Annotated in this window: 16 protein-coding genes and 1 pseudogene; 8 read left to right on the top strand and 9 right to left on the bottom strand. The window is 73.5% G+C overall.

Annotated elements, in window-relative coordinates:
- Positions 1-18: 18 nt before the first annotated feature.
- From BG452_RS38690 to BG452_RS38680, 3 genes are read right to left on the bottom strand one after another with little or no spacing between them, the layout of a single operon-like run.
- Positions 19-660 (bottom strand): hypothetical protein, encoded by a 642-nt coding sequence (locus BG452_RS38690; protein WP_188309014.1) that lies wholly within the window; start codon positions 658-660, stop codon positions 19-21.
- Between the two features lie 53 nt (positions 661-713).
- Positions 714-1,316 carry a CBS domain-containing protein gene (locus tag BG452_RS38685; protein WP_188309013.1) on the bottom strand — a complete coding sequence of 201 codons (603 nt, stop codon included), beginning with the start codon at positions 1,314-1,316 and terminating at the stop codon, positions 714-716.
- 9 nt (positions 1,317-1,325) lie between these two features.
- Entirely contained in the window at positions 1,326-2,021 is a 696-nt protein-coding gene (locus tag BG452_RS38680; protein ID WP_188309012.1) for a CBS domain-containing protein, read from the bottom strand.
- A 160-nt stretch (positions 2,022-2,181) separates the two neighbouring features.
- On the opposite strand from BG452_RS38680, the gene BG452_RS38675 reads away from it, so the two are divergent.
- The 4 genes and pseudogenes from BG452_RS38675 to BG452_RS48300 all read left to right on the top strand — a co-directional run.
- On the top strand, positions 2,182-3,594 hold the full coding sequence (locus tag BG452_RS38675; RefSeq protein WP_188309011.1) for an MBL fold metallo-hydrolase RNA specificity domain-containing protein: 1,413 nt from the start codon (positions 2,182-2,184) through the stop codon (positions 3,592-3,594).
- Positions 3,595-3,630: 36 nt separating this feature from the next.
- Complete coding sequence (locus BG452_RS38670) at positions 3,631-3,930, top strand: FAD-dependent oxidoreductase (protein WP_411293087.1); 300 nt, start codon at positions 3,631-3,633, stop codon at positions 3,928-3,930.
- The gene (locus tag BG452_RS38665) at positions 3,861-5,354 is read left to right on the top strand and encodes an amino acid permease (RefSeq protein ID WP_188309009.1); all 1,494 of its coding nucleotides are present in this window, start codon (positions 3,861-3,863) and stop codon (positions 5,352-5,354) included. Before BG452_RS38670 ends, BG452_RS38665 begins: the two co-directional genes overlap by 70 nt.
- Positions 5,273-5,785: pseudogene (locus tag BG452_RS48300) on the top strand (FAD-dependent oxidoreductase); the annotation flags it as partial. The gene BG452_RS38665 and the pseudogene BG452_RS48300, both read left to right, overlap by 82 nt.
- 54 nt (positions 5,786-5,839) lie before the next feature.
- On the opposite strand, the gene BG452_RS47435 reads toward BG452_RS48300, so the two are convergent.
- The 5 genes from BG452_RS47435 to BG452_RS38640 form a co-directional block, all read right to left on the bottom strand.
- Entirely contained in the window at positions 5,840-6,379 is a 540-nt protein-coding gene (locus BG452_RS47435; RefSeq protein ID WP_188309008.1) for a hypothetical protein, read from the bottom strand.
- A gap of 2 nt (positions 6,380-6,381) precedes the next feature.
- Positions 6,382-7,461: a serine/threonine-protein kinase gene (locus BG452_RS38655; RefSeq protein ID WP_188309007.1), complete on the bottom strand. Its 1,080-nt coding sequence runs from the start codon at positions 7,459-7,461 to the stop codon at positions 6,382-6,384.
- A gap of 371 nt (positions 7,462-7,832) precedes the next feature.
- On the bottom strand, positions 7,833-9,248 hold the full coding sequence (locus tag BG452_RS38650) for an NAD(P)/FAD-dependent oxidoreductase (RefSeq protein ID WP_317621424.1): 1,416 nt from the start codon (positions 9,246-9,248) through the stop codon (positions 7,833-7,835).
- A gap of 479 nt (positions 9,249-9,727) precedes the next feature.
- Positions 9,728-10,267: a TetR/AcrR family transcriptional regulator gene (locus BG452_RS38645; protein ID WP_188309006.1), complete on the bottom strand. Its 540-nt coding sequence runs from the start codon at positions 10,265-10,267 to the stop codon at positions 9,728-9,730.
- Positions 10,268-11,170: 903 nt separating this feature from the next.
- Positions 11,171-11,635 carry a hypothetical protein gene (locus BG452_RS38640; RefSeq protein WP_188309005.1) on the bottom strand — a complete coding sequence of 155 codons (465 nt, stop codon included), beginning with the start codon at positions 11,633-11,635 and terminating at the stop codon, positions 11,171-11,173.
- 309 nt (positions 11,636-11,944) lie between these two features.
- Here BG452_RS38640 and BG452_RS38635 point away from each other — a divergent pair, with 309 nt between their 5' ends.
- The 3 genes from BG452_RS38635 (at position 11,945) to BG452_RS38625 (ending at position 15,876) form a co-directional block, all read left to right on the top strand.
- Positions 11,945-12,178, top strand: coding sequence for a DUF1918 domain-containing protein (locus BG452_RS38635; protein ID WP_188309004.1), 234 nt, complete (start codon positions 11,945-11,947; stop codon positions 12,176-12,178).
- 13 nt (positions 12,179-12,191) lie between these two features.
- The gene (locus BG452_RS38630; RefSeq protein ID WP_317621426.1) at positions 12,192-14,792 is read left to right on the top strand and encodes a cation-translocating P-type ATPase; all 2,601 of its coding nucleotides are present in this window, start codon (positions 12,192-12,194) and stop codon (positions 14,790-14,792) included.
- Between the two features lie 475 nt (positions 14,793-15,267).
- Positions 15,268-15,876: a hypothetical protein gene (locus BG452_RS38625; protein ID WP_188309003.1), complete on the top strand. Its 609-nt coding sequence runs from the start codon at positions 15,268-15,270 to the stop codon at positions 15,874-15,876.
- Positions 15,877-15,880: 4 nt separating this feature from the next.
- On the opposite strand, the gene BG452_RS38620 is transcribed toward BG452_RS38625, so the two are convergent.
- The gene (locus BG452_RS38620) at positions 15,881-17,035 is read right to left on the bottom strand and encodes an NAD(P) transhydrogenase subunit alpha (RefSeq protein ID WP_223243364.1); all 1,155 of its coding nucleotides are present in this window, start codon (positions 17,033-17,035) and stop codon (positions 15,881-15,883) included.
- A 148-nt stretch (positions 17,036-17,183) separates the two neighbouring features.
- Here BG452_RS38620 and BG452_RS38615 point away from each other — a divergent pair, with 148 nt between their 5' ends.
- Positions 17,184-20,738 (top strand): hydantoinase B/oxoprolinase family protein, encoded by a 3,555-nt coding sequence (locus BG452_RS38615; RefSeq protein WP_188309002.1) that lies wholly within the window; start codon positions 17,184-17,186, stop codon positions 20,736-20,738.
- The last annotated feature ends 117 nt before the right edge of the window (positions 20,739-20,855 follow it).

The following is a 20,855-nucleotide window of genomic DNA, read 5'->3' as shown; positions in this document are numbered from 1 at the left end:
GCGACCGGGCGCACCGGGTCAGCCACGCGGGACGACGACGACCGGACACCAGGCGCGGTGGATCACCGCCCGGTGACCGGGCCCAGGCGGTGCCCGGTGCGGCCGAGTACGAGCAGGTCGGCGGTGCCGGAGCCGGCCGCCGTCGCGGACGTCGCCGAGTGCGCTCTCCTCCGTTGCGGCGACCCCTGCCGGCTCGGCGGCGGACAGCAGCGGCCGGTTCGGCGTCCAGGCGTGGACGACCCGCAGCCGGACGCCCCGGACCGCGGCGGCCCGCCGGGCGAAGACGAGGGCGGCCTCGGCGGGGTCGTGGGCGTCGACACCCGCCACCACCTCCCGGGGCGGCCCCGTCGAACCCGGCGAAGCCCGGACCAGGACGACAAGACAGACCGCGCGGGCCGCGACGGCGAGCCCCACCGAACCGAGCGGGCGGTGCGACGCGGAGGAACCGATCACCAGCAGTTCGGCCGAATCCGCCGAGGCCAGATGGTCGGCCCGCAGCCAGGCCGCGGTGTCTGCGAGCATGCCGAGCACCCGGCCGCGCGCCTCGCTCACACCGGGCAGTCCGGGCGCCGCGTGCTGCGGCCGGGGCCAGGCGCACACCAGCCGCAGCCGGGCACCGCGCCGGACCGTCTCGTCAGCGGCCCACCCGGGCGGCGGCAAGACTCTCCGGCGAACCGTCGACTGCGGCGAGCCCCAGCGCCGCCCAGCCCCCGTCAGGCCGGGGCGGCGAGCCGCAGCTCCACGCCGACCACCCCGGGCACGGAGCACACCAGGCACTCCAGGACAGGCACGGAGACCGTGTCCGGCAGGCCGCCGCTCAGGGTGATCCGGCCGTTCTCGGAGCGGACGTCGGTGTCCACCGCAGCGGCGGGGCCGAGGGTGGCGACCAGTTCGAGGCGGACGCGGTCGGCGAGTTCCCGGTCGTCGCCGAGGTAGACCTTCAACAGGTCGCCCCGGCTGACGATGCCGACCAGGTAGTCCTCCTCGTCCACGACCGGGAGCCGCTTGAGGTGGCCGCGGGCCATCGCCCGGGCGGCCTCGCCGAGCGGGCTGCCCGGGTGCACGGTGACCGCCGGGACGGACATCATCCGCCCGGCCGTCAGGGCGTCGGCGCGCTCGCCGTCGCGGTCACGGGCGGTGAGCAGGTCGGCCTCGGAGACCACCCCGATCACCCGACCGTCGCCGGTCAGCACGGGAAGCGCGCTGACCTGCCAGCGCTGCAGGGTCTCCGCGACCTCACGGAAGTCCGCGTCGCGGCCGACGGCGACCACGGCGTGGGTCATGACGTCGGCGACCGTGCTCGGTGTGCGGGTCATCGTGGCCTCCTACGAAGCGGCGCGGTAGGCGCGGGGGCGTTCCACGGCCGGATCGGTGTCGTCCTCGGTCCAGTCGAGGGTGTGGTGGACGGCGACCACGCCGTCCACGGCGCGGCAGAGCTGTTCGGCGATCGGGACCAGGCTGCGGCGCGGAAGCCTGCCCTTGAGCGTGACCACACCGTCGTGCACCGCCACCTGGACATCACCGGGGGCGAGCCAGAGGGTCTGGCCGAGGACATCGTGGGTGATCTCCTCCCGGATGGCCGCGTCGTGTCGCAGGAAGACCTGGAGCAGGTCGCGGCGGCTCACGATGCCGACCAGGCGGCCGATCTCGTCGATCACGGGCAGGCGCTTGACCTTGTGTTTGTCCATGGCCCGAGCGGCCTCCGGCACCGACCAGCCGGGGCGGGCGGTGACGGCGGGACTGGTCATCAGCCCGCCGGCGGTCTCGGCCTCGGCGCGGGCGCGGTCGCTCGCGTCCAGCCAGCGGCCCGGGAAGCGGCCCTCCGGGTCCGGCAGAACGGCCTCCTTGCGAAGCAGGTCGGCCTCCGAGACCATGCCGAGCGGTCGGCGCTGGTCGTCGATCACCGGGATCGCGGTGATGTCGTTGCGGTGGAACAGCGCCGCGATCTCCTTGAACGGCGTGTCGGGCCGGGCGGTGACGACCTCACGGGTCATCACGTCATTGACGCTGCGGTGCTGCATCGTCCTCACTCCTCCTCGGGTGGTCCCGCCTTCACTCTCCGCCGCACCGGCCGCCGCCGGACAGGGCCGTACGGTCCCCGCGGACAGGGCCGATCCGGCCCAGGACAGCGCGACCGTACGGCGGGAGCATGGGAGGATCCGTACCTCTCTGGAGGCGGCCATGACCACGGAAGCCCACACACCCCGGCCCGGCCTGCTCACCTTCCTCGGTGGCGTGGGCACCGTCACCGGCAGCAAGTTCCTGGTCGAGACCGACCACGCCCGTCTGATGATCGACTGCGGCCTGTTCCAGGGCCTGGCCGAGCTGCGCCGCCGCAACCGGCGCCCGCTGCCGCTCGACCCGGCCGACGTACGGGCCGTGGTGCTCACCCACGCCCACCTGGACCACTGCGGCTACCTGCCGCGCCTCGTCCGGGACGGCTTCCGCGGCCCGATCCTCACCACCCCCGACACTGCCCGGATCGCCGAGCTGATCCTGCGCGACAGCGCCCACCTGCAGCGGGAGGAGGCGGACCACGCCAACGAGCACGGCTGGTCCAAACACCGGCCGGCCCAGCCGCTCTACGACGACAAGGACGTCGAGAACGCCCTGCGGATGTTCGACCCCGTCCCGTTGGACACCGACATCGAGATCACCACCGGCATCGTGCTCCGGCTGCACCGCGCCGGACACATCCTCGGCTCCGCCTGGGCCCACCTCACGCTCGAAGACGGCCACACCATCGCCGCCAGCGGCGACCTCGGCCGCCCCGTCCATCCGCTGCTGCGCCCGCCCGAACCCTTCACCGGCGCCGACGTCCTGCTCATGGAGTCCACCTACGGCCACCGCCACCACGAGGAGACGGCCGCCCGCGAATGGTTTGCCGCGGCCCTGGAGCGCACCCTGGCCCGCGGCGGGACCGTCGTCATCCCGTCCTTCGCCGTCGACCGCACCGAGGTCGTCCTGCACCAGCTGACCGAGCTGCGCAAGGCCGGCCGCCTTTCCGCCCACGTCCCGGTGTACGTGGACAGCCCGATGGCGCTGGCCACCCTGCAGATCTACCGGGAGGCCTTCGCGGCCGGCTCCGACCAGCTGCGCCCGGACGTCCTCGCCGAGGGCCCGACCGCGCTGGATCCCGAGCCGTTCACCCTGATCCGCTCGCTCCAGGAGTCACTCGCCCTGGACCACGCCCACGGCCCGGCCGTCATCGTCTCCGCCTCCGGCATGGCCACCGGCGGCCGCGTCGTCCACCATCTCGCCCGCCTGCTGCCCGACGCCCGCAACACCGTCGTCGTGGTCGGCTACGCCGCCGAGGGCACCCGCGCCCGGGACCTGGTGGACGGCGCCCGCGCGCTCAAGATGTACGGCAGCTACGTCCCGGTGCGCGCCGAGGTCGTCAACGTCCCCGCCTTCTCCGCGCACGCCGACGCCGGCGAGATCATCGACTGGCTGCGGCATGCCCCACCGCCCAGCGCCGTCTACCTCGTGCACGGCGAACCGGAGGGCTCGCAGGCGCTGCGCGACCGGATCGACCGCGAACTCGGCTGGACGGCCGTGGTGCCCCGCTCGGGCGAACGGGTGCTCGTCCGCTGATCGGCGCCGGGTACCTGGTGGCCGGTCAGCGGCCTCTTGGACCGCGCCGGTGGCCCATACGACGGCGGAACGGAGAACAGCCCGCCGCGCTCGTCCGGGCGCCGGAAGGTGGTGGTCGTCGGTGCCGGGATCAGTGGTCTGGGGACCGCGCGGTACCTGGCCGACAAGGGGCAGGACGTGTCGGTACTCGAAGCCCGCGAGCGGATCGGCGGGCGGGTCTGGACCAGCCAGAAGTGGGCCGGGGTGCCGCTTGACCTGGGTGCGTCGTGGATCCCGACGTCGACGGCAACCCGATCACCGACCTGGCGAAGCAGGCCGGCGCGAGGAGCGTGGTGACCGACCCCGAGAGCGCCACCGACTACGCGTCCGACGGACAGGAGTTCTCCGATGCCCAGACGCAGGCGCTGCAGCGCCGGCAGCAGGACACCGCGAAGGCTCTTTCGACGTTCCAGGGCGACGACAACCAGGACGCCGCGGTGCGCGACATCGTCCAGAAGGCACTCGGATGGTCGAACCTCACCGACTCCGACAAGGCCCTGGTGTCCTTCGCGCTGAACGACTACGAGCACGATTACGCGGGCAGCGTCGACCGGATGTCCGGCCTGTACTTCGACGACGACGCCAGGATCAAGGGCAAGGACGTGCTGTTCCCCGACGGCTACGGCTCCGTCACCGACCACCTCGCCAAGGACCTGACGGTGCAGACCGGGCAGGTCGTCAAGCGGATCGACTGGACCTCCGACGGCGTGACCGTCACCACCGACAGGGGAACCCTCCAGGCCGACCACGTGGTGGTCACGCTGCCCCTGGGCGTCCTGCAAAGCGGCGCGGTCACCTTCGGCCCCGGCCTGCCCGAGGACAGGCAGACCGCGATCGGCAGGCTCGGCGTGGGCGTGCTCGACAAGTGCTACCTGCGCTTCCCGAAGGTGTTCTGGGCGGAGACCGACTGGCTGATGTACCTGCCCGCCCCGGACCACGACGGGCCAGTGGGCGCAGTGGATCAACGTCGCCTGCCCCACCGGGCAGCCCGTGCTGCTCGGTTTCAACGCCGCCGACTTCGGCCGCACCACCGAGAGCTGGAGCGACAACCAGATCGTCGACAGCGCCATGACCAGCCTGAAGACCATCTGCGGCAACGACGTCCCCCGCACCGACCGAGTTCCAGATCACCCGCTGGGCCTCCGACCCGTACGCACTGGGCTCGTACTCCTTTCTCGGACGTGGCCGGAGCCCTGGGCGGACCGTGGCTGCGCACCGCCGTGACGGTCGGCGGCATGATCGCCGCCGGCGCGATGTTCTCCGCGCTCCTCACCTCCAGCGCCCGGGTGCCCTTCGTCCTGGCGCAGGACGGCTACTTCCCGGCCTGGGTGGCGAGGAGGACCGCCCGCCACCGGGTCCCGGTCGTCTCCCTCATCGGCTCCTCCGCGATCTACGCCCTGTTCTGCCTGAGCAGCTTCACCAGCCTGATCATCGCGGACGTCTTCCTCGCCAACATCACGCTCCTGCTCGAAGTCGCCGCACTCATCGCTCTGCGGGTGCGCGAACCCGACCTGGAACGCCCCTACCACGTCCCCGGCGGGGCCATCGGCCTGTCCTTCGTGACCCTGAGCCTGACCGGCGTCTGCGCGTGGGCCACGTGGCAGCAGTACGTGGAGAACGGTGCCAGGGCGGTGACCTACTGCCTCGTCGCCGTCGGCTCCTGCGCGCTGCTCTACCTCCCGTTGGCCAGGCGCCGCCGCCTCGCGGACACAGCGGCGTAGCCCAGCACCGAGGCTCAGGCCGACCCGTTGCTCCGACCTGCCGTTCCAGCAGGCCTGGGACGTCACCTGCGGCCGGGCGCGGCACCTACGGCATCCCGGTCCAGTACGGCGGCGGTACGCCCGCCTCCTCGCTCACTCCGCCCCGGGCCTTCACGAACGCCTCCACGCCGGACCCGGCGGGCCTCGTCCGCGGCTACCTCGGCCGGATGGACCAGCGCTGGCCGGGCACCGCGGCGGCGTGGAACGGCCGGGCCACTCTGTCCGCCTGGCACCTCGACCCGTACACCCACAGGGTCTACTCCTACTGGCCGGTGAGCCACCTCACCACCCACACCGGCCACGAGGGGACGGCCCAGGGCCGACTGCACTCCGCCGGCGAACACACCTCCGACGGCTTCCAGGGCTTCACGGAGGGCGGCGCGAGGACCGGCGCCCGGGCTGCCTTGCCCCCGTCGCTTCGACTGGGGGACCGAGGGGCGGATCGATCAGGCCGAGCGCCGGTAGTAAGTGATGGAGACTCTCACCGGGCCGTCGGTCGTGGCGGTGGCGAGCGTACGGACGACGGCGACATCCTGGCCGCCCGAGGCGCGGACGCAGAAGCTGCGATCGGCACGCAGTGTGGTGAACGGCAGGGCGGAGGTGGGCTGCGTTTCGATGCCCTTGAGGCAGTCGATGAGGGTGAGGGGACCGGCCGGCGGGACGTATGCGTCGCCGTCCTCCTGGATGTAGAAGGCGCCGGCCTGACGGGCCAGGTACCAGGCACTGGCATCCTGGGTGACCTTCCCGTCCTTGAGGTCGAACTCGTGGTCCCGGTCGGGCGAGGTGAGTTCGAGGTCGGTGTAGACGGTGGTGTAGCCGGGGACCCCGGCCTCGTGTGAGGAGGCGGGCGGGACGGGTGTGGCGGACGGCAGGAGGGCGGCGGCCGTGTTCTGCCTGCCGGTGTTCTGCTCGGCGGAATCGTCGAAGTAGTCGGTGTAGTCGAGCAGGACGTAGGCCGCCGCGGCGCCGAGGAGGAGGGTGGCCACCGTCACGACGGCGGCGCGGGCGCCCCGGCGTGTGGTGGCCTCGACCCTGCGTCCGCTGCCGGAAGCGGTCCCCCCGTGGGGGGGGGAACGGGGATGGGCGGGGCGGGTGCAGGCGGGGCCGGTACCCGGTCGAGAACGGTGACGGGCGGCGCGGGTGCGGTCGGCAGGTCGGTGTGGCGGTGCAGCTCGCCGCTTACCCCTGGGGGCAACCAGCCGTCGGAGAAACGGAGTTCGCCGCCGGTTGCGGGGTGGTGGCGGACGGCCTCGATCAGCCAACCCGTGCCCGGCCGGTCCCCGGGGTTCTTGGCCAGGCAGTACCGGACCAGTTCGTGCAGTCCGTACGGCAGGCGGGAGAGGTCGGGTTCCTCGTGGACCGCCCGGTAGAGGGTGGTGGGCTCGGGCCCGTCCCCGAAGGGCGGTGCGCCGGAGCCGATGTACGCGATCAGGGCCCCCAGGGCGAAGACGTCGGTGGCCGCGGTGGCGGGCTGTCCGAGGGCCTGCTCGGGGGCCATGTAGCCCGGCGAGCCGATGAGCAGGCCCGTGCCGGTGAGCGGGCTGGCGTCGGCGGCTCTTGCGATGCCGAAGTCGATGACGCGCGGCCCGTCCGCGGCCACCAGGACGTTGCCGGGCTTGAGGTCGCGGTGGACGACGCCCGCCGCGTGGATCGCCTGCAGGGCCTCGGCGATGCCGGCGAGCAGCGGCAGGACCGTGCGCTCCGGCAGCGGACCGTGGCGCCGGACGACCTGCTGGAGGGAGGGACCGGGCACGAACGTGGTGGCCAGCCAGGGGGAGGCGGCGTCGACGCCGGCGTCGACGACCTGGGCGGTGTAGAGACCGTGGATCCGGCGGGCGCTGGCGACCTCCTGGGCGAACCGGTGCCGGAACTCGGCGTCCTCCGCGAGCTCGGGCCGGACCACCTTGAGCGCGACCGGACGCCCACCGGGGGTGTACGCGAGGTAGACGCGCCCCATCCCGCCCGCACCGAGCCGCGCGCGGAGGCGGTAACCCCCGACCTCGCCGGGGTCATCGGGGGCGAGTGCCTCGAAGGCCGAGGAGGAGGCACTGAAGGGCTGCGTGGTCATGAGGGCTCCAGCAGGTGGTGCGGTGGGGACGGGGGCGGGGACGCGGTGGCAGGGGCGGCATGCTGCGGAGCCCCGGGTGCACGCCGGTGGCCGGAACCGCACCGGATCGTGTGCGGCCGCGATCACCGTCCTGGGTCGGACCCGTTCGACCGGTCACCCGGAGTGCCGGGGCCGCTCATGAGGGCGCCTTCGGGCCGGCCGCAGCGTGACCGCCGGACGCCCCCGTCGGTGCGTTCGGGGGTACGCGCCGAAGGGGGCTGCCATCCCGCAGGCCGCAGGGCGACCGACGGGGTCCTGGTGGACGGCTCCCGGGTCGTCCCCCGTCGCCCGCACGAGGGGAGAACGACCCGGGGTTCGGTCACGCGGCGGTGTCAGCCGGTGATCTCCCTGGCCGCGCGAAGACCCGACCGGTAGGCGCCGTGGACGGTGGCGTAGTCCTTGCGGTCCGTCGCCTCTCCGGCGAAGTGCACCCGGCCGTCCACGCCGGCGGCGAGCTGGTTGCGCATGTCGGACGTGGCACCGAGCTTGGTGAACGAGTACGAGCCGCATGCGTACGGGTCGGAGGCCCAGCGCGTGATCTGGTAGTCCGTCGGCTGGGGAATGTTGCCGCCGTAGATCGTCTTCAGGGTGCTCATGGCACTGTCGACGATCTGGGCGTCGCTCCAGCCCTCGATGGTGCGGCCGACGTCGCCAGCGTTGAAGCCGAGCAGCACCGGCTGGCCGGTGGGCCGGGCGACGTTGATCCACTGCGCCCACTGCCCGTACTTGCCCACGTCCGGCACGTACTCCAGCCAGTCTGTGTCCGCCCAGAACACCTTGGGGAAGCGCAGGTAGCACTTGTTGAGGACACCCGAGCCGAGCTTGCCGATGGCGGTGGTCTTGTCCTTCGGCAGGCCGGGGCCGAACTTCACCGCCCCGCTCTGCAGGACGCCCAGCGGCAGGGTGACCACGACGTGGTCGGCCTGGAAGGCGCCCTTGACGGTGGTGACCGTCACCCCGCCGGAGTTCCAGTCGATCTGCTGAACCACCTGCCCGGTCTGCACGGAGAGCCCCTTGGCCAGGTAGTCGCTGATCTGCCCGTAGCCGCCCGGGAACAGCACGTCCTTGCCCTTGATCCTGGCGTCGTCGTCGAAGTACAGGGCCGACATCTGGTCAGCGCTGCCCGAGTACTCGTGCTCGTAGTCGTTCAGCGCGAAGGACACCAGCGCCTTGTCGGAGTCCGAGAGCTTGGACCAGCCCACCGCGTCCTGTACGACGCTGCGGACCGAGGCATCATCGTCATCCTTCTTCTGGAAGGCGGACAGTGCGTTGGCGGCGGCCTTGCGCCAGCGATCGAGCGCCTGGGCCTGGGCGCCCTCGATCTCGTGGCCGGTGGCGAGGTAGTCGGTGGCGCTTTCGAGGTCGGTCACCACCGTCTTCGCACCGGCCTTCTGTGCCAGATCGGTGATCGGATTGCCGTCGATACCGTGGATCCACGACGCGCCGAGATCGAGCGGGGCGCCGGCCCACTTCTGGCTGGTCCAGATCCGCCCGCCGATCCGGTCGCGCGCTTCGAGCACCGACACCTCGTGGCCCCTGTCGGCCAGATCACGCGCGGCGGCGAGACCACTGATCCCGGCGCCGACGACGATCACCTTCTTACGCCCGGACGGGCCCGGCATCCCGCTCTCCTCGCCGTTTCCCCCGTTGTCGCCGTTGTCGTCGCAGGCGGAGAGGGAAGCGAGCAGGGCGAGACTGGGCAGGCCCAGGCCTGCGCTCCGTAGGAAGTGCCGTCGATGCATCGTCATAGCCGTCAACCGATCTGCGTTCTGACACGGGCCGGGACGAGGATGTCGCCGAACGCTCCGTCGCGTCCGTCGGCCCGCCCGCGGGTGAGGAAGCCTCGCAGGCTTCGAAGGGCCCCTCCGGTCGGGGACGGCCTCCCGCCCTGTCGTCCTCCCAACCGGCGTACGCCGCTGGGATGCCGACCTGCGGCAACCCGCCCCGCCGGCAAGTGGGGCCGATACAGCAAAGAATACTTTGAAACATCAATGTGTCAATAGAGGCATTAGAGGCCTCCAGCGAGGCGGAAACTCGTCCCGGGTGACGCCCACAAGTGACGCTCATCTCGGCGTCCGAGGCGCACTTCCGGGCATTGGCAGGCCGAGACGATCAGCACTCTCGGCGATCCAGGTCGTGCTGCCGGGGCGCGCCGGTCGAGCCGGCGCCGCCGCCCGCTCCTGCCGCCGAGGCGTGAGAGCCCGAGACCGGCGCCTCGGACGCACGGTCAGGCGGCCGCGCCCTGGAGCAGGATCGCCGTGATGAAGTCCGGGGCCTGGCGGGACCCCATGGAACCTTCGAGGGTCAGCTCCCAGGCGGTCTCGGACAGGCCGCAGAAGGTCGAGGCCAGCCAGGTCGCCGGCATGTCGTTGCGCAGCAGCCCGGCGTTCTGGCCGCGCTTGAAGAGCTCCACGGTCCGCCCGAAGACCGAGTCGGCCCGCCGACTGGCCTCGGGCACGCCCAGGACGTCGGGCTCGACGTAGACGAGGTTCCACAGCTGGGCGAACGGCGGATACTCGGCGACCAGGGCGGCGAGCACGTCTTCCACGGGAGCAGTGTCGGCCTCGGCCCGGGACAGGGCCTGGTCGCAGTCGTCGAGGATCTTCCCGGCCATCGCCTGAACCAGGTCCTGGCGGGTGGGGAAGAGCCGCACCAGGGTCGCCCGACTGATGCCCGCCCGCTTGGCGATGGCCTGCATGGACGCCGCCCGGTCCTTGGCCAGGACGGGGATCGCCGAGTCCAGGACCTCGGTCGCATCGGTACGCATCGCCGAGCCAGCCCCCAATGCTTCTGTTGATACATTGATGCCTCAATGTATTCTCTGTAGTATCACCCCTCATTGTACTGAAGAGAGCCGCGGGCCTGGGACCGGCGTCGAGTCCCGTCCCACCGACCGAGGGAACCCGCGCCATGCCGAACCACCCGGCCAACCGGGGCGTCCTCCCATCGAGCCCGAACCCGGCCCGATCACCGTGCCGCACCCGAGGAGCGAGGAATCGGACCACACGACGACGCGGACTGCCTGCCGCCCCGGCGGGTCTCCCGCCCTCACCGGACGGAAGACCCGCGCGCAGGCGCGCCTCCTGCCGGAGCGTCAGACGCACCGAAGGCGCCCGCTCAACGGACTGGGCACCACCGCAGGATGCAGCCGGACGGCGAGACGGCAGCGCGGGTACGGCAACGGTCCCCGGTGGCAGCACCGGGGACCGCGGAGGGGCACGGGCCGGTGGCCGTGCAGCAGGGTGCTGCGGCGGAGCGAAGGTGCCACGGGCGCCTCGCGGGCCCTTCACGCGGGCGGCTCGGGGACCGCACGCGATCGACGGCGAGGCGTACGGGCGAAGTCACCGTCCGTGGCCGCCGACGCCGTCCGGGCGTTCCCGTCCGCGCCCCGTCCCAGAACGCCGATGGGCCCACGCCGCACCGTGCTGCTTCACGGGGTCGCGACGATGGACGCAGCCGCCTGCGCCGTCGGTCCCGTTCGTGCCGTTCTGGCCGGGCCGCCGTCCCAGCCTGCCGCCATTGCCACCGCCTCCACCGCCCCCGCCGACGCCGGCGGGGCAGGCCCCGGTCACGGCTACGGGCAGGGTGACGGTCCCGCCGGTGCCGCCGGCCTGGCTGCCTCCGCCGACGGGGCCGCCCGCGGTGCCGGGGTAGACGGTCGGGGCGGCGTTCACGTGAGGATCATGTCGATCGGCTTCGGCCCGCCGACCGGGTCCCCGGCCTCGTTCAGATCGATCCGCACGGGCGTGCCGGCGAGAGTCCCGTCCGGCACGGCCACGCTCCCCCTGCCGGGCCCGACGGGGTACGTCCAGCTGACCGGGGCGAACTCCCGGACACCGCCGGTACGTGAAGTACCCGACAGCGCCGCACCCGTGGTGACGGCGGTGACGACATGCCGGTGCCGCGCGGTCTGCTGCGCGGTGTGCGTCTCCGCGCGGTAGACCAACAGGGCCGCGACCACGGCCGCGACCAGCGTGGCCAGCATCGCCACCGCCAGCCCGGCCACCAGGCGGCTGTACGCCTGGTCGAGCGGGCGGCACAGCGGGCTGTAGTCCCGCCCGGTCGCCCGGCGGACGTGCCGGCGCAGGGACGTGTGCGAGGACGGGTGTCTGGGGGTGGTGACAGCGGTGGACATCTCGCGCCTCCTCGTACCGGGGTGGCAGGTGCTCCCGTCCATCAGTCTTCCGATCCGCCCCCGCTCCCCCGAGGGCCTGACGGCCCCGCCGCCGGGTCCCGAGGGTCCACCCGTTCCGGGCCCCTGGTCCCGGCTGGTCCCGGCCCGGCCTTCCGTGACCGGATCCACCACTCCGGGCCCCGGCGCCGGGGCCTCCAGGACCGGGAACCAGGGTCCGTCCGGCCCCTGCCGAAGCCGCCGCGCGGTGGTGCCATGGGAGTACGGACGGCCGGGCATGCCCCGGCCCGGGACCGACCCAGGGAGAACGGCATGGAAGCCGCCGTGGGAGACCGCATCATCGTCCAAGGCACCCGTCCCGGCGCGGTGCGGCGGGACGGGGAGATCATCGGCCTGCACCACCCGGACGGCAGCCCGCCGTATGACGTGCGCTGGTCCGACGACGGCCGGGTGACCGAGTACTTCCCCGGCCCGGACGCCCGGATCCACCACTACCGGCACGCGGACGAGACGGTCCCTTCCCAACCGCACCTCTTCGCGGACTAAGGGGCCCAAGGCCATCACCGTCGCCGCCCACGCCCCGGAGCCCGGGCTGACCTCCGCCGAGGCCGCCCGGCGGCTCGCCGAGCACGGCCCCAACGAGGTCGCCGCCGACCGGCGGGTGCCGCTGTGGTCCCGGGTGGGCGCGCAGCTGCGCGATCCCCTGATCACCGTGCTGCTCGCGGCCGTCGCCCTGACCCTCGCGATCGGGGACCAACCGGACGCAGTGGTCATCGCGCTGGTGATCGTGGTCAACACGACCGTGGGAGTGGTCCAGGAGGTCCGGGCGGAGAGCGCCGTCGCCGCCCTGTCCCGGCTCTCCGCGCCGGCCGCGCGGGTGCTGCGCGACGGTGAGCAACGCGGAGTCCCCTCGACCGGGATCGTCCCGGGCGATGCGGTGGCCCTCGCCGAGGGCGACATCGTCCCGGCCGACGCGAGGCTGGTCGACTCGGCGGCCCTCCTACTCGACGAGTCGATGTTGACCGGCGAGTCCCTGCCGGTGGCCAAGGCGGTCGGAGCCGCTGTACCGGAGGACGAGACGGTCCGGGCGGGGACGGTCGTGCTGCGCGGCCGGGCACTCGCCGTGGTCACCGCCACCGGGGCGGACAGCGCGCTGGGCCGGATCGCCGCGCTGCTGCGGCCCCAGCCCGAACCCACCCCGCTCCAGCGAAGGCTGGCCGGGCTCGGACGGGTGCTGGCCGCCGTGGCGGTCGGGTTGTGCGCGGTGGTCTTCGTCGTCGGCCTGCTCCGGCACCAGCCGCCCGGCGAGATGGGGGTGACGGCGATCAGCCTGGCGGTCGCCGCCGTGCCGGAGTCGCTGCCCGCGGTCGTCACGCTCGCGCTGGCCCTGGGCGCGCGCCGGATGGCCGCCCGGCATGCCGTCGTGCGGCGGCTGCCCGCCGTGGAGACGCTCGGCTCGGTCTCGGTGCTGGCGACGGACAAGACCGGCACCCTCACCGAGGGCCGGATGGTGGTCGAGCGCCTCTGGACGCCGCACTCGACGGCCGTCGTGACCGGTCACGGATACGGACCGGCCGGCGTGACCGGTCACGGATACGGACCGGCCGGCGTGACCGGTCACGGATACGGACCGGCCGGCGGGATCGAGCTCGACGGAGACGCCGAGGACGAGGTGCGGAGCCTGCTCACCGCCGCCGCGTTGTGCAACGACGCCGTGCTGCGGCCGCCGACGGAGGCCGACGACGAGTGGGGAGCGCTCGGCGATCCCACCGAGGCTGCCCTGCTGACGGCCGCCGGCAAAGCCGGTTTGAACCACGGACAGCTTCAGGAGGCCTGGCCCCGCACCGCCGAGGTGCCGTTCGACAGCCTCCGCAAACGGATGACCACCGTGCACCGCACCGCCGAAGGCGGACTGCTGGCCTGCCTCAAGGGTGCGCCGGAGGCCGTCCTCGCCCCTGCGGTACTGGACGGGCCCCCGGAGCTGGTGGAGCGTGCCCGGAAGGCGGCCGCCGCTCTCGCCACGGAGGGCTACCGGGTGCTCGCCGTGGCCGAGCGGCACCTCGACCACCTCCCGGACCCGCCAGAGAAGGCCGAGCACGGACTGCGGCTCCTTGGCCTGGCCGCACTCGCCGACCCGCCCAAGCCCTCCGCGGCCGCCACCCTGGCCGCCTGCCGCCGGGCCGGCATCCTGCCCGTGCTGGTCACCGGAGACCATCCGGCCACCGCCCGGGCCCTGGCCGTGCGGGTCGGACTGCTGGAAGCGTCCGCCGGACCGGAGGCCGTGGTCAGCGGACAGGGGCCGGCCGGGATCGGCGACCCGACCCAGGTACGGGTGTTCGCCCGCACCGATCCCCGGCAGAAGCTCGACATCATCCAGGCCTGGCGGGCCCGCGGCGCCGTCACCGCGATGACCGGCGACGGCGTCAACGACGGCCCCGCCCTGCGGCAGGCGGACATCGGCGTGGCGATGGGCCGCCGCGGCACCGAAGTCGCCCGGCAGGCCGCCGACCTGGTCCTCGCCGACGACGAACTCGCCACCGTGGTCGGTGCGGTGGCGGAGGGCCGCCGGGTCTACGACAACATCCGCCGCTTCCTGGTGTACGGGCTGGCCGGCGGAGCGGCCGAGATCCTGGTCATGCTGGCCGGCCCGCTGTTCGGCCTGGCACTGCCGCTGCGGGCGGGCCAGATCCTGTGGATCAACCTGCTCACCCACGGCCTCACCGGCGTCGCCATGGGCGCGGAACCGCTCTCACCCGGTGCGATGGCGCGCCCCCCGCGACCGCCGCGCCAGCACATCCTGGGCTCCGGGGTCTGGCAGCGGGTGCTGCTGCTGGGCGTGGTGGCCGCGGCCGCGTCGCTCGGCGCGGCACTCTGGGCCCACGGCGGCGAACGCCCTTGGCAGAGCGTCCTGTTCCTCGCCCTGCTGGCCGCCCAGCTCGGCGTGGTACTGGGCCTGCGCGAACGCCTGCTGACCCGTGCCAACCTCTTCCTCCCGCTGGCCGTGCTCGCCTCGGCCGCGCTCGGGGCGGCCGCCCTCTACCTTCCGTTCCTGCGCGACGTGCTGGACACCGTTCCGCTGTCCTGGAGCGACCTCGCCGCACCCGTCGTCGCCGGGCTCGTCGGGTTCGTCGCGGCCCGGCTCCGCAAGCAGGGGATCTGACGCGGCGCGCGAGGCCGAGGGCCCGCCGGGCCCGGCACCGGCCGCCGGCCGGGCGGCGCAGGTGGGTACGCCGGGCCCCGGGCCCTGGGCCGGTCGGCCCTCGTGGCCGGCACCGGGCCCGCCTAGCGTGGGAACAGGATCCTGCCGCAGCAGGACCGAGGAGGAGCCATGACATCCGCAAGATGGCAGCACTGATCAGGACTCTCGGGCGCATCGCCGCCCGGCACCCCGGGCCGCCCCGCAGCAGCAGCCCGGGTGCCCCGCTCCCCGCCCCACGGTCACCTGGGAGGAGGCCGAGGAGCTGATCACCGCCGCCCTGCGGGCCGGGCTGATCGACCGGTCGGAGTACCGGGACCACCTCGCCCTGCTGGCCGAGGTGGAGGACGCCCGCAGCCCCCTGCAGCCGCCGCGACCGTGACGGCCCGCGGCGACGGGGAGACACTGATCGAGGGGCCGGAAGACGGGAGTACAGGCGATGGCTGACGGCGCAGGCGGCGGGTACCGCGCCCTGGTCGGAGAGCTGGCAGGCTTGGTGCGGCTGGCGCACGCTGCGCTCCGCGGTGCGACGGCCGCACTGACCGGACCGGCGGGCGGCGACGGCGTCCCGGCCGCAGAGAGGGCCCTCGCCGAACTGCGGTCCCGGATCGAGGAGGACGCCGCCGGCACCCTCGGCGGCCGCGCCGGGGTCGTGGCGGGCGTCCACGTCGGGTGCGGGGCTGAGGCCCTCGGGCAGCTGGCGCAGCGGCTGCTGGAGGCGGCCTGGGCGCGCCGGGAGCGGGACCCGTTCGACGAGCCGCTACTGGCCCCGCTACGCGGAGTCGCCGACTCGGCCCTGGACTCGGTCTCACGGGCGGCCGACGTGCTGGAGTCCGGGGCGCCGGGGAGCATCGCGGACGTTCTCACCGAGTCACACGACATCGGTCAGCGGCAACGGCTGCTGTACGAACTCCTGCTACGCGCGGAGGAGGCGGACCCGGTCGACGCTGCCGACCTGGTGCTGCTGTCCTGCTGCTACCGGCAGTGCGCCGACCACGCGGGGGCGATAGCCCGGTACGCGGGGCTGTTCGCGCACGCTGCGGTCTGAGGCGCTACGGCAGCCCGGCGACGGCGATCACCTCCCGCAGGAACCTCCTGGTCGGCTCGTGCCGGACCATGCCCCGGTCGGTCACCAGCATCGGCCCGAGCACCGGATCGTCCGCCGGCTCCCCTCCCCGGATCAGGCGGTCCAGCAGTGCCAGGGCGTTGTGGGCGTACGCGAGCGAGGCGGTCGTGGGCACCTGGGCGGCGAGCTCCCCGGCACCGATGACCGTCACCCCGTCGCCGACCGGCGTGGTGGTGTCCGACCGGACGCCCTCCACCGTGCCGCCCTCCGGGCCGGCCGCCAGGTCCACCAGCACCGAGCCGGGCCGCATCCGCCCCACCACGGTCGTATGGAGCAGCACCGGGGGCGTCCGGCCGGGCGGGGCGAGGGCCATGACGACCACGTCGTGGCGGGTGACGGCCTCGGCGAGGCTCGCCGTCCAGGCCGGGCGTTCACGACCGAGGGCGTCCCACAGCTCCCGTTCGCCCGCCACCGGGTGGAGTCCGGGCAGGTCCAGCAGTTCGGCCCCCAAGGCAACGACCGCCGCCCGCTCGCGGTGGCGCAGTTCGACGGCACTGACCGGCGCGCCCAGGCGGCGGGCGGTGTCCGCCGCCTGCAGGCCCGCGTGGCCGGCACCCACCACCAGCACCCGGACCGGCTCGACCAGCCCGTCCGCGGTGCCCCAGGGCGGCAGGCAGCGGTCCAGGCGGGTGGCGGCCAGCAGGACCGCCCGGTAGCCGGCCGCCCGGCCCTGGGAGGCCTCGGCGTCGAGCGGGTAGGCGGCGGGCAGGTCCGGCGCCAGATCGAGGCCGATGACCGTCACCCCGCGGTCGGCCCACCGCCGGACCAGGTAAGGGATCCGGTGCGGGCGCACCAACACGGCCAGCACCTGGCCGGGGCGAAGCTCGCGGACGGAGTCGACGTTCGGCGGGTGGATGCCCAGCAGTACGTCCGCGCGGAGCAGCAGTTCGGCCCGGCCGACCACGGCGGCGCCTGCGATCCGGTAGTCGGCGTCGTGGTGACCGGCCAGGGCACCGGCGCCGGGCTCGACCAGGACGGTCGCGCCCAGGCGCTCGGCGGCCGGCACCAGCTCGGGCACCAGGGCCACCCGCCGTTCGCCCGGCGCGGTCTCGCGGAGCACCCCTGCCGTCATGGTCCTCATCGCCGCCTCCGTCGTCCCCCGGTCGGCCACCATGCCCAGTATGTCCGTTTGCTCATCGACTTCGTCCGGTCGGATACTCGTGCGCAGGGCCCCGGGCCCAGGGTCACTCACACCCGGGCGCCGCGCGGTACGGCGGAGGGAGCCGGTCATGACCTCCAGGGGCTGGCAGTTCTGGGTGGACCGGGGCGGAACGTTCACCGATGTGGTCGCGCTGGCCCCGGACGGTCGGCTGCTGACCCACAAGCTGCTCTCACGCGGCCCAGCCCGCCACGAGGACCCCGTCGTGTCCGGGATCCGGGCCCTGCTCCCCCCGGGAGCAGACATCGAATCGGTCCGGATGGGCACCACGGTGGCCACCAACGCCCTGCTGGAGCGCACCGGGGAGCCGACCGCACTGTGCATCACCCGCGGTTTCGCGGACGCTCTGCGCATCGGGTACCAGAACCGGCCGCGGATCTTCGCCCGTGAGATCACGCTGCCCGAACCGCTGTACGCCCGGGTGGTCGAGGTGGACGAGCGGATCACCGCCGACGGGGAAGTACTGCGTCCGCCCGACCTCGGCCGGCTCGCCGAGGAGCTCCGCAACTGCCTGGCCGACGGGATCCGCTCGCTCGCCGTGGTCTGCCTGCACAGCTACCTGCACCCCGCGCACGAACGGGAGATCGAGCGGCTGGCCGGGCGACTCGGCTTCGACCAGGTGTCGTTGTCCAGTGAGGTGAGCCCGCTGATGAAGCTGGTGCCGCGCGGGGACACCGCCGTGGTGGATGCCTACCTCAACCCCGGCCTGCGCCGCTACGTCCGGCAGGTGGCGGACGAACTGGCCGGTGTCCGGCTGATGTTCATGCAGTCCAACGGCGGACTGGCCGAGGCCGGGCACTTCCGCGGCAAGGACGCGGTCCTCTCCGGTCCGGCCGGCGGCATCGTCGGCATGGTGCGGTTGTCGGAGCTCGCCGGCCACCGACGGGTGATCGGCTTCGACATGGGCGGCACCTCGACGGATGTGTCGCACTACGCCGGCGAGTACGAGCGGGTGGTGACCACTCAGGTCGCCGGGGTAAGGCTGCGGGCGCCGATGCTGGCCATCCGGACCGTCGCGGCGGGAGGCGGCTCCGTCCTGCGCTTCGACGGCGAACGCCTGCGGGTCGGCCCGGACTCGGCCGGCGCCGACCCCGGCCCCGCCTGCTACCGCAACGGTGGACCGCTCACCGTGACCGACGCCAACCTGCTGCTCGGCCGGATCCAGGCCGGGCACTTCCCGCGCGTGTTCGGGCCGGGCGGCGATCAGCCGCTCGACACCGACCTGACGAAGCGCCGGTTCGCGGAACTGGCCGCCGAGATCGGCGACCGCACGGCCGAGGAGGTCGCCGAGGGCTTCCTGCGGATCTCCGTGGGCAGCATCGCCAACGCGATCAAGCGCATCTCCGTCCAACAGGGCCACGACGTCACCCGCTACGCGCTGACCACCTTCGGCGGCGCGGGCGGCCAGGTCGCCTGCCCCGTGGCCCGGGCACTGGGCATCCGCACGGTGCTCGTCCCACCGATGGCCGGAGTCCTCTCCGCCCTCGGCATCGGTCTGGCCGACACCACCGTCCTGCTCGAGCACGCCGTCGAACTGCCGCTCGCAGCGGACGACGTGGCCGCCGTGCGGGCGCTCGCCGGGGAACTGGCGGCGGCGGCCGGCGGCCGGCTCCTCGACCAGGGCGTCCCGGAGGAACGGATCCGGCTCACCCACCGGGCCAGGCTGCGCTACCAGGGCACCGACACCTCGATCGACGTCCCGCTGGGCGCACCGGCCGACATGCGCGCGGAGTTCGAGGAACGGCACCGGGCCACCTACTCCTTCCTGATGGACCGCCCGCTGGTGATCGAGGCCCTCACCGTCGAGGGCACCGGCCTCACCGAGCGGCCGGAACTCGACGCCCTCTCCCCCGCCCCCGAGGAGCCTGCGGAGCCCACCACCGTCGAGCTGTACACCGGCGGAGAGCGACGCCAAGTCCCCTTGCTGGAGAGGGAGTCCATGCGCCCCACGGACACCGTGACCGGCCCTGCGGTCATCGCCGAGGCCAATGCCACCACCGTGGTGGACGAGGGCTGGCAGGCGACGGTCACCGAAGCCGGGCACCTCCTCGTCGAGCACGTCGAGGCGGGTACCGAGGAGGCCGTCACCACCGCCGCCGACCCCGTCCTGCTGGAGGTCTTCAACAACCTCTTCATGGCGATCGCCCAACAGATGGGCGCCCGGCTGGAGTCCACCGCCCAGTCGGTCAACATCAAGGAGCGGCTGGACTTCTCCTGCGCCCTCTTCGACCCGGACGGCAACCTGGTCGCCAACGCCCCGCACATCCCGGTCCACCTCGGCTCGATGGGAACCACCGTCAAGGAGGTGATCCGCCGCCGCGGCCGGCAGCTGCGCCCCGGCGACACCTACGCGGTCAACGACCCCTACCACGGCGGCACCCACCTGCCCGACATCACCGTGGTCACCCCGGTCTTCGATCCGGCCGGGAAGGACGTCCTGTTCTTCGTCGCCTCCCGTGGCCACCACGCCGAGATCGGCGGCATCACCCCCGGATCGATGCCCGCCGCCAGCCGCGAGATCGAGGAGGAGGGCGTGCTCTTCGACAACTGGCCCCTGGTGGTGGACGGGCGGCTGCGCGAGGAGGAGACCGTCCGGCTGCTCACCGAGGCGCGGTACCCGTCGCGCGACCCGGACACCAATCTCGCCGACCTGCGCGCCCAGATCGCGGCCAACCGGAAGGGCGTCGACGAGGTCGGCGCAATGATCGACCACTTCGGCCTCGATGTCGTCCAGGCCTACATGCGGCACGTCCAGGACAACGCCGAACAGGCGGTGCGCCGCGTCATCGACGGCCTGGTCGGCGGCAGCTGCCGCTACGAGACCGACTCCGGTGCCGTGATCGCCGTCGAGGTCAGGGTGGACCGCGACGAACGCAGCGCCACGATCGACTTCACCGGCACCTCCCCACAGCTCGGGACCAATCTCAACGCACCCTCCGCCGTGGTCACCGCCGCCGTCCTGTACGTCTTCCGCACCCTCGTCGAGGACGACATCCCCCTCAACGACGGCTGCCTGCGCCCCCTGCGGATCGTCGTCCCGCCCGGCTCGATGCTGGCGCCGGAGTACCCCGCCGCCGTCGCCGCGGGAAACGTCGAGACGTCGCAGGCCATCACCGGCGCGCTGTACGGAGCCCTCGCCGTCCAGGCCGAGGGCTCGGGCACCATGAACAACCTCAGCTTCGGCAACGAGCACCACCAGTACTACGAGACCATCGCCTCGGGCTCCGGCGCCGGTCCCGGGTTCCACGGCGCCGACGCCGTCCAGACCCACATGACCAACTCCCGCCTCACCGACCCCGAGGTCCTGGAGTGGCGCCTGCCCGTCCTGGTCGAGGAGTTCGCCGTCCGCCCCGGCAGCGGCGGCGCCGGCCACTGGCACGGCGGCGACGGCGCACTGCGCCGACTGCGCTTCCGCGAACCGGTGACGGTCAGCCTGCTCTCCAGCCACCGCAGGGTCCCGCCGTACGGCCTGGCCGGCGGCTCGCCCGGCGCCCTCGGTGCCAACCGGATCCTGCGCGCCGACGGCACCGTCGAGGACCTGCCCGGCTGCGGCAGCGCCGATGTCGGGGCGGGAGACGCCCTGGAGGTCCGCACACCCGGCGGGGGCGGCTACGGGAACCCGTAGCCGAGCCGCCGAACACGGGTGACCGGCCGTCTCCGCCCGGGGCGTCCGGTAGCGGCGGACCGACCGCGTCACGTCCGTTGCGAGGAGCACCGGCCGCGGATCCGGCCCGCGGCGATC

It is taken from the genome of Streptomyces sp. CBMA123 (genome assembly GCF_014596465.1).
Classification (GTDB): Bacteria; Actinomycetota; Actinomycetes; order Streptomycetales; family Streptomycetaceae; genus Kitasatospora.
This window is presented reverse-complemented; position numbering and strand designations above follow the sequence as displayed.

What these genes read in the sequence shown, in the direction of transcription:
- BG452_RS38685 (WP_188309013.1), bottom strand. Translation starts at nt 1,316, where the DNA reads ATGACCCGCACACCGAGCACGGTCGCCGACGTCATGACCCACGCCGTG.
- BG452_RS38680 (WP_188309012.1), bottom strand. Translation starts at nt 2,021, where the DNA reads ATGCAGCACCGCAGCGTCAATGACGTGATGACCCGTGAGGTCGTCACC.
- BG452_RS38675 (WP_188309011.1), top strand. Translation starts at nt 2,182, where the DNA reads ATGACCACGGAAGCCCACACACCCCGGCCCGGCCTGCTCACCTTCCTC.
- BG452_RS38655 (WP_188309007.1), bottom strand. Translation starts at nt 7,461, where the DNA reads ATGACCACGCAGCCCTTCAGTGCCTCCTCCTCGGCCTTCGAGGCACTC.
- BG452_RS38650 (WP_317621424.1), bottom strand. Translation starts at nt 9,248, where the DNA reads ATGACGATGCATCGACGGCACTTCCTACGGAGCGCAGGCCTGGGCCTG.
- BG452_RS38645 (WP_188309006.1), bottom strand. Translation starts at nt 10,267, where the DNA reads ATGCGTACCGATGCGACCGAGGTCCTGGACTCGGCGATCCCCGTCCTG.
- BG452_RS38640 (WP_188309005.1), bottom strand. Translation starts at nt 11,635, where the DNA reads ATGTCCACCGCTGTCACCACCCCCAGACACCCGTCCTCGCACACGTCC.
- BG452_RS38635 (WP_188309004.1), top strand. Translation starts at nt 11,945, where the DNA reads ATGGAAGCCGCCGTGGGAGACCGCATCATCGTCCAAGGCACCCGTCCC.
- BG452_RS38625 (WP_188309003.1), top strand. Translation starts at nt 15,268, where the DNA reads ATGGCTGACGGCGCAGGCGGCGGGTACCGCGCCCTGGTCGGAGAGCTG.
- BG452_RS38620 (WP_223243364.1), bottom strand. Translation starts at nt 17,035, where the DNA reads ATGAGGACCATGACGGCAGGGGTGCTCCGCGAGACCGCGCCGGGCGAA.
- BG452_RS38615 (WP_188309002.1), top strand. Translation starts at nt 17,184, where the DNA reads ATGACCTCCAGGGGCTGGCAGTTCTGGGTGGACCGGGGCGGAACGTTC.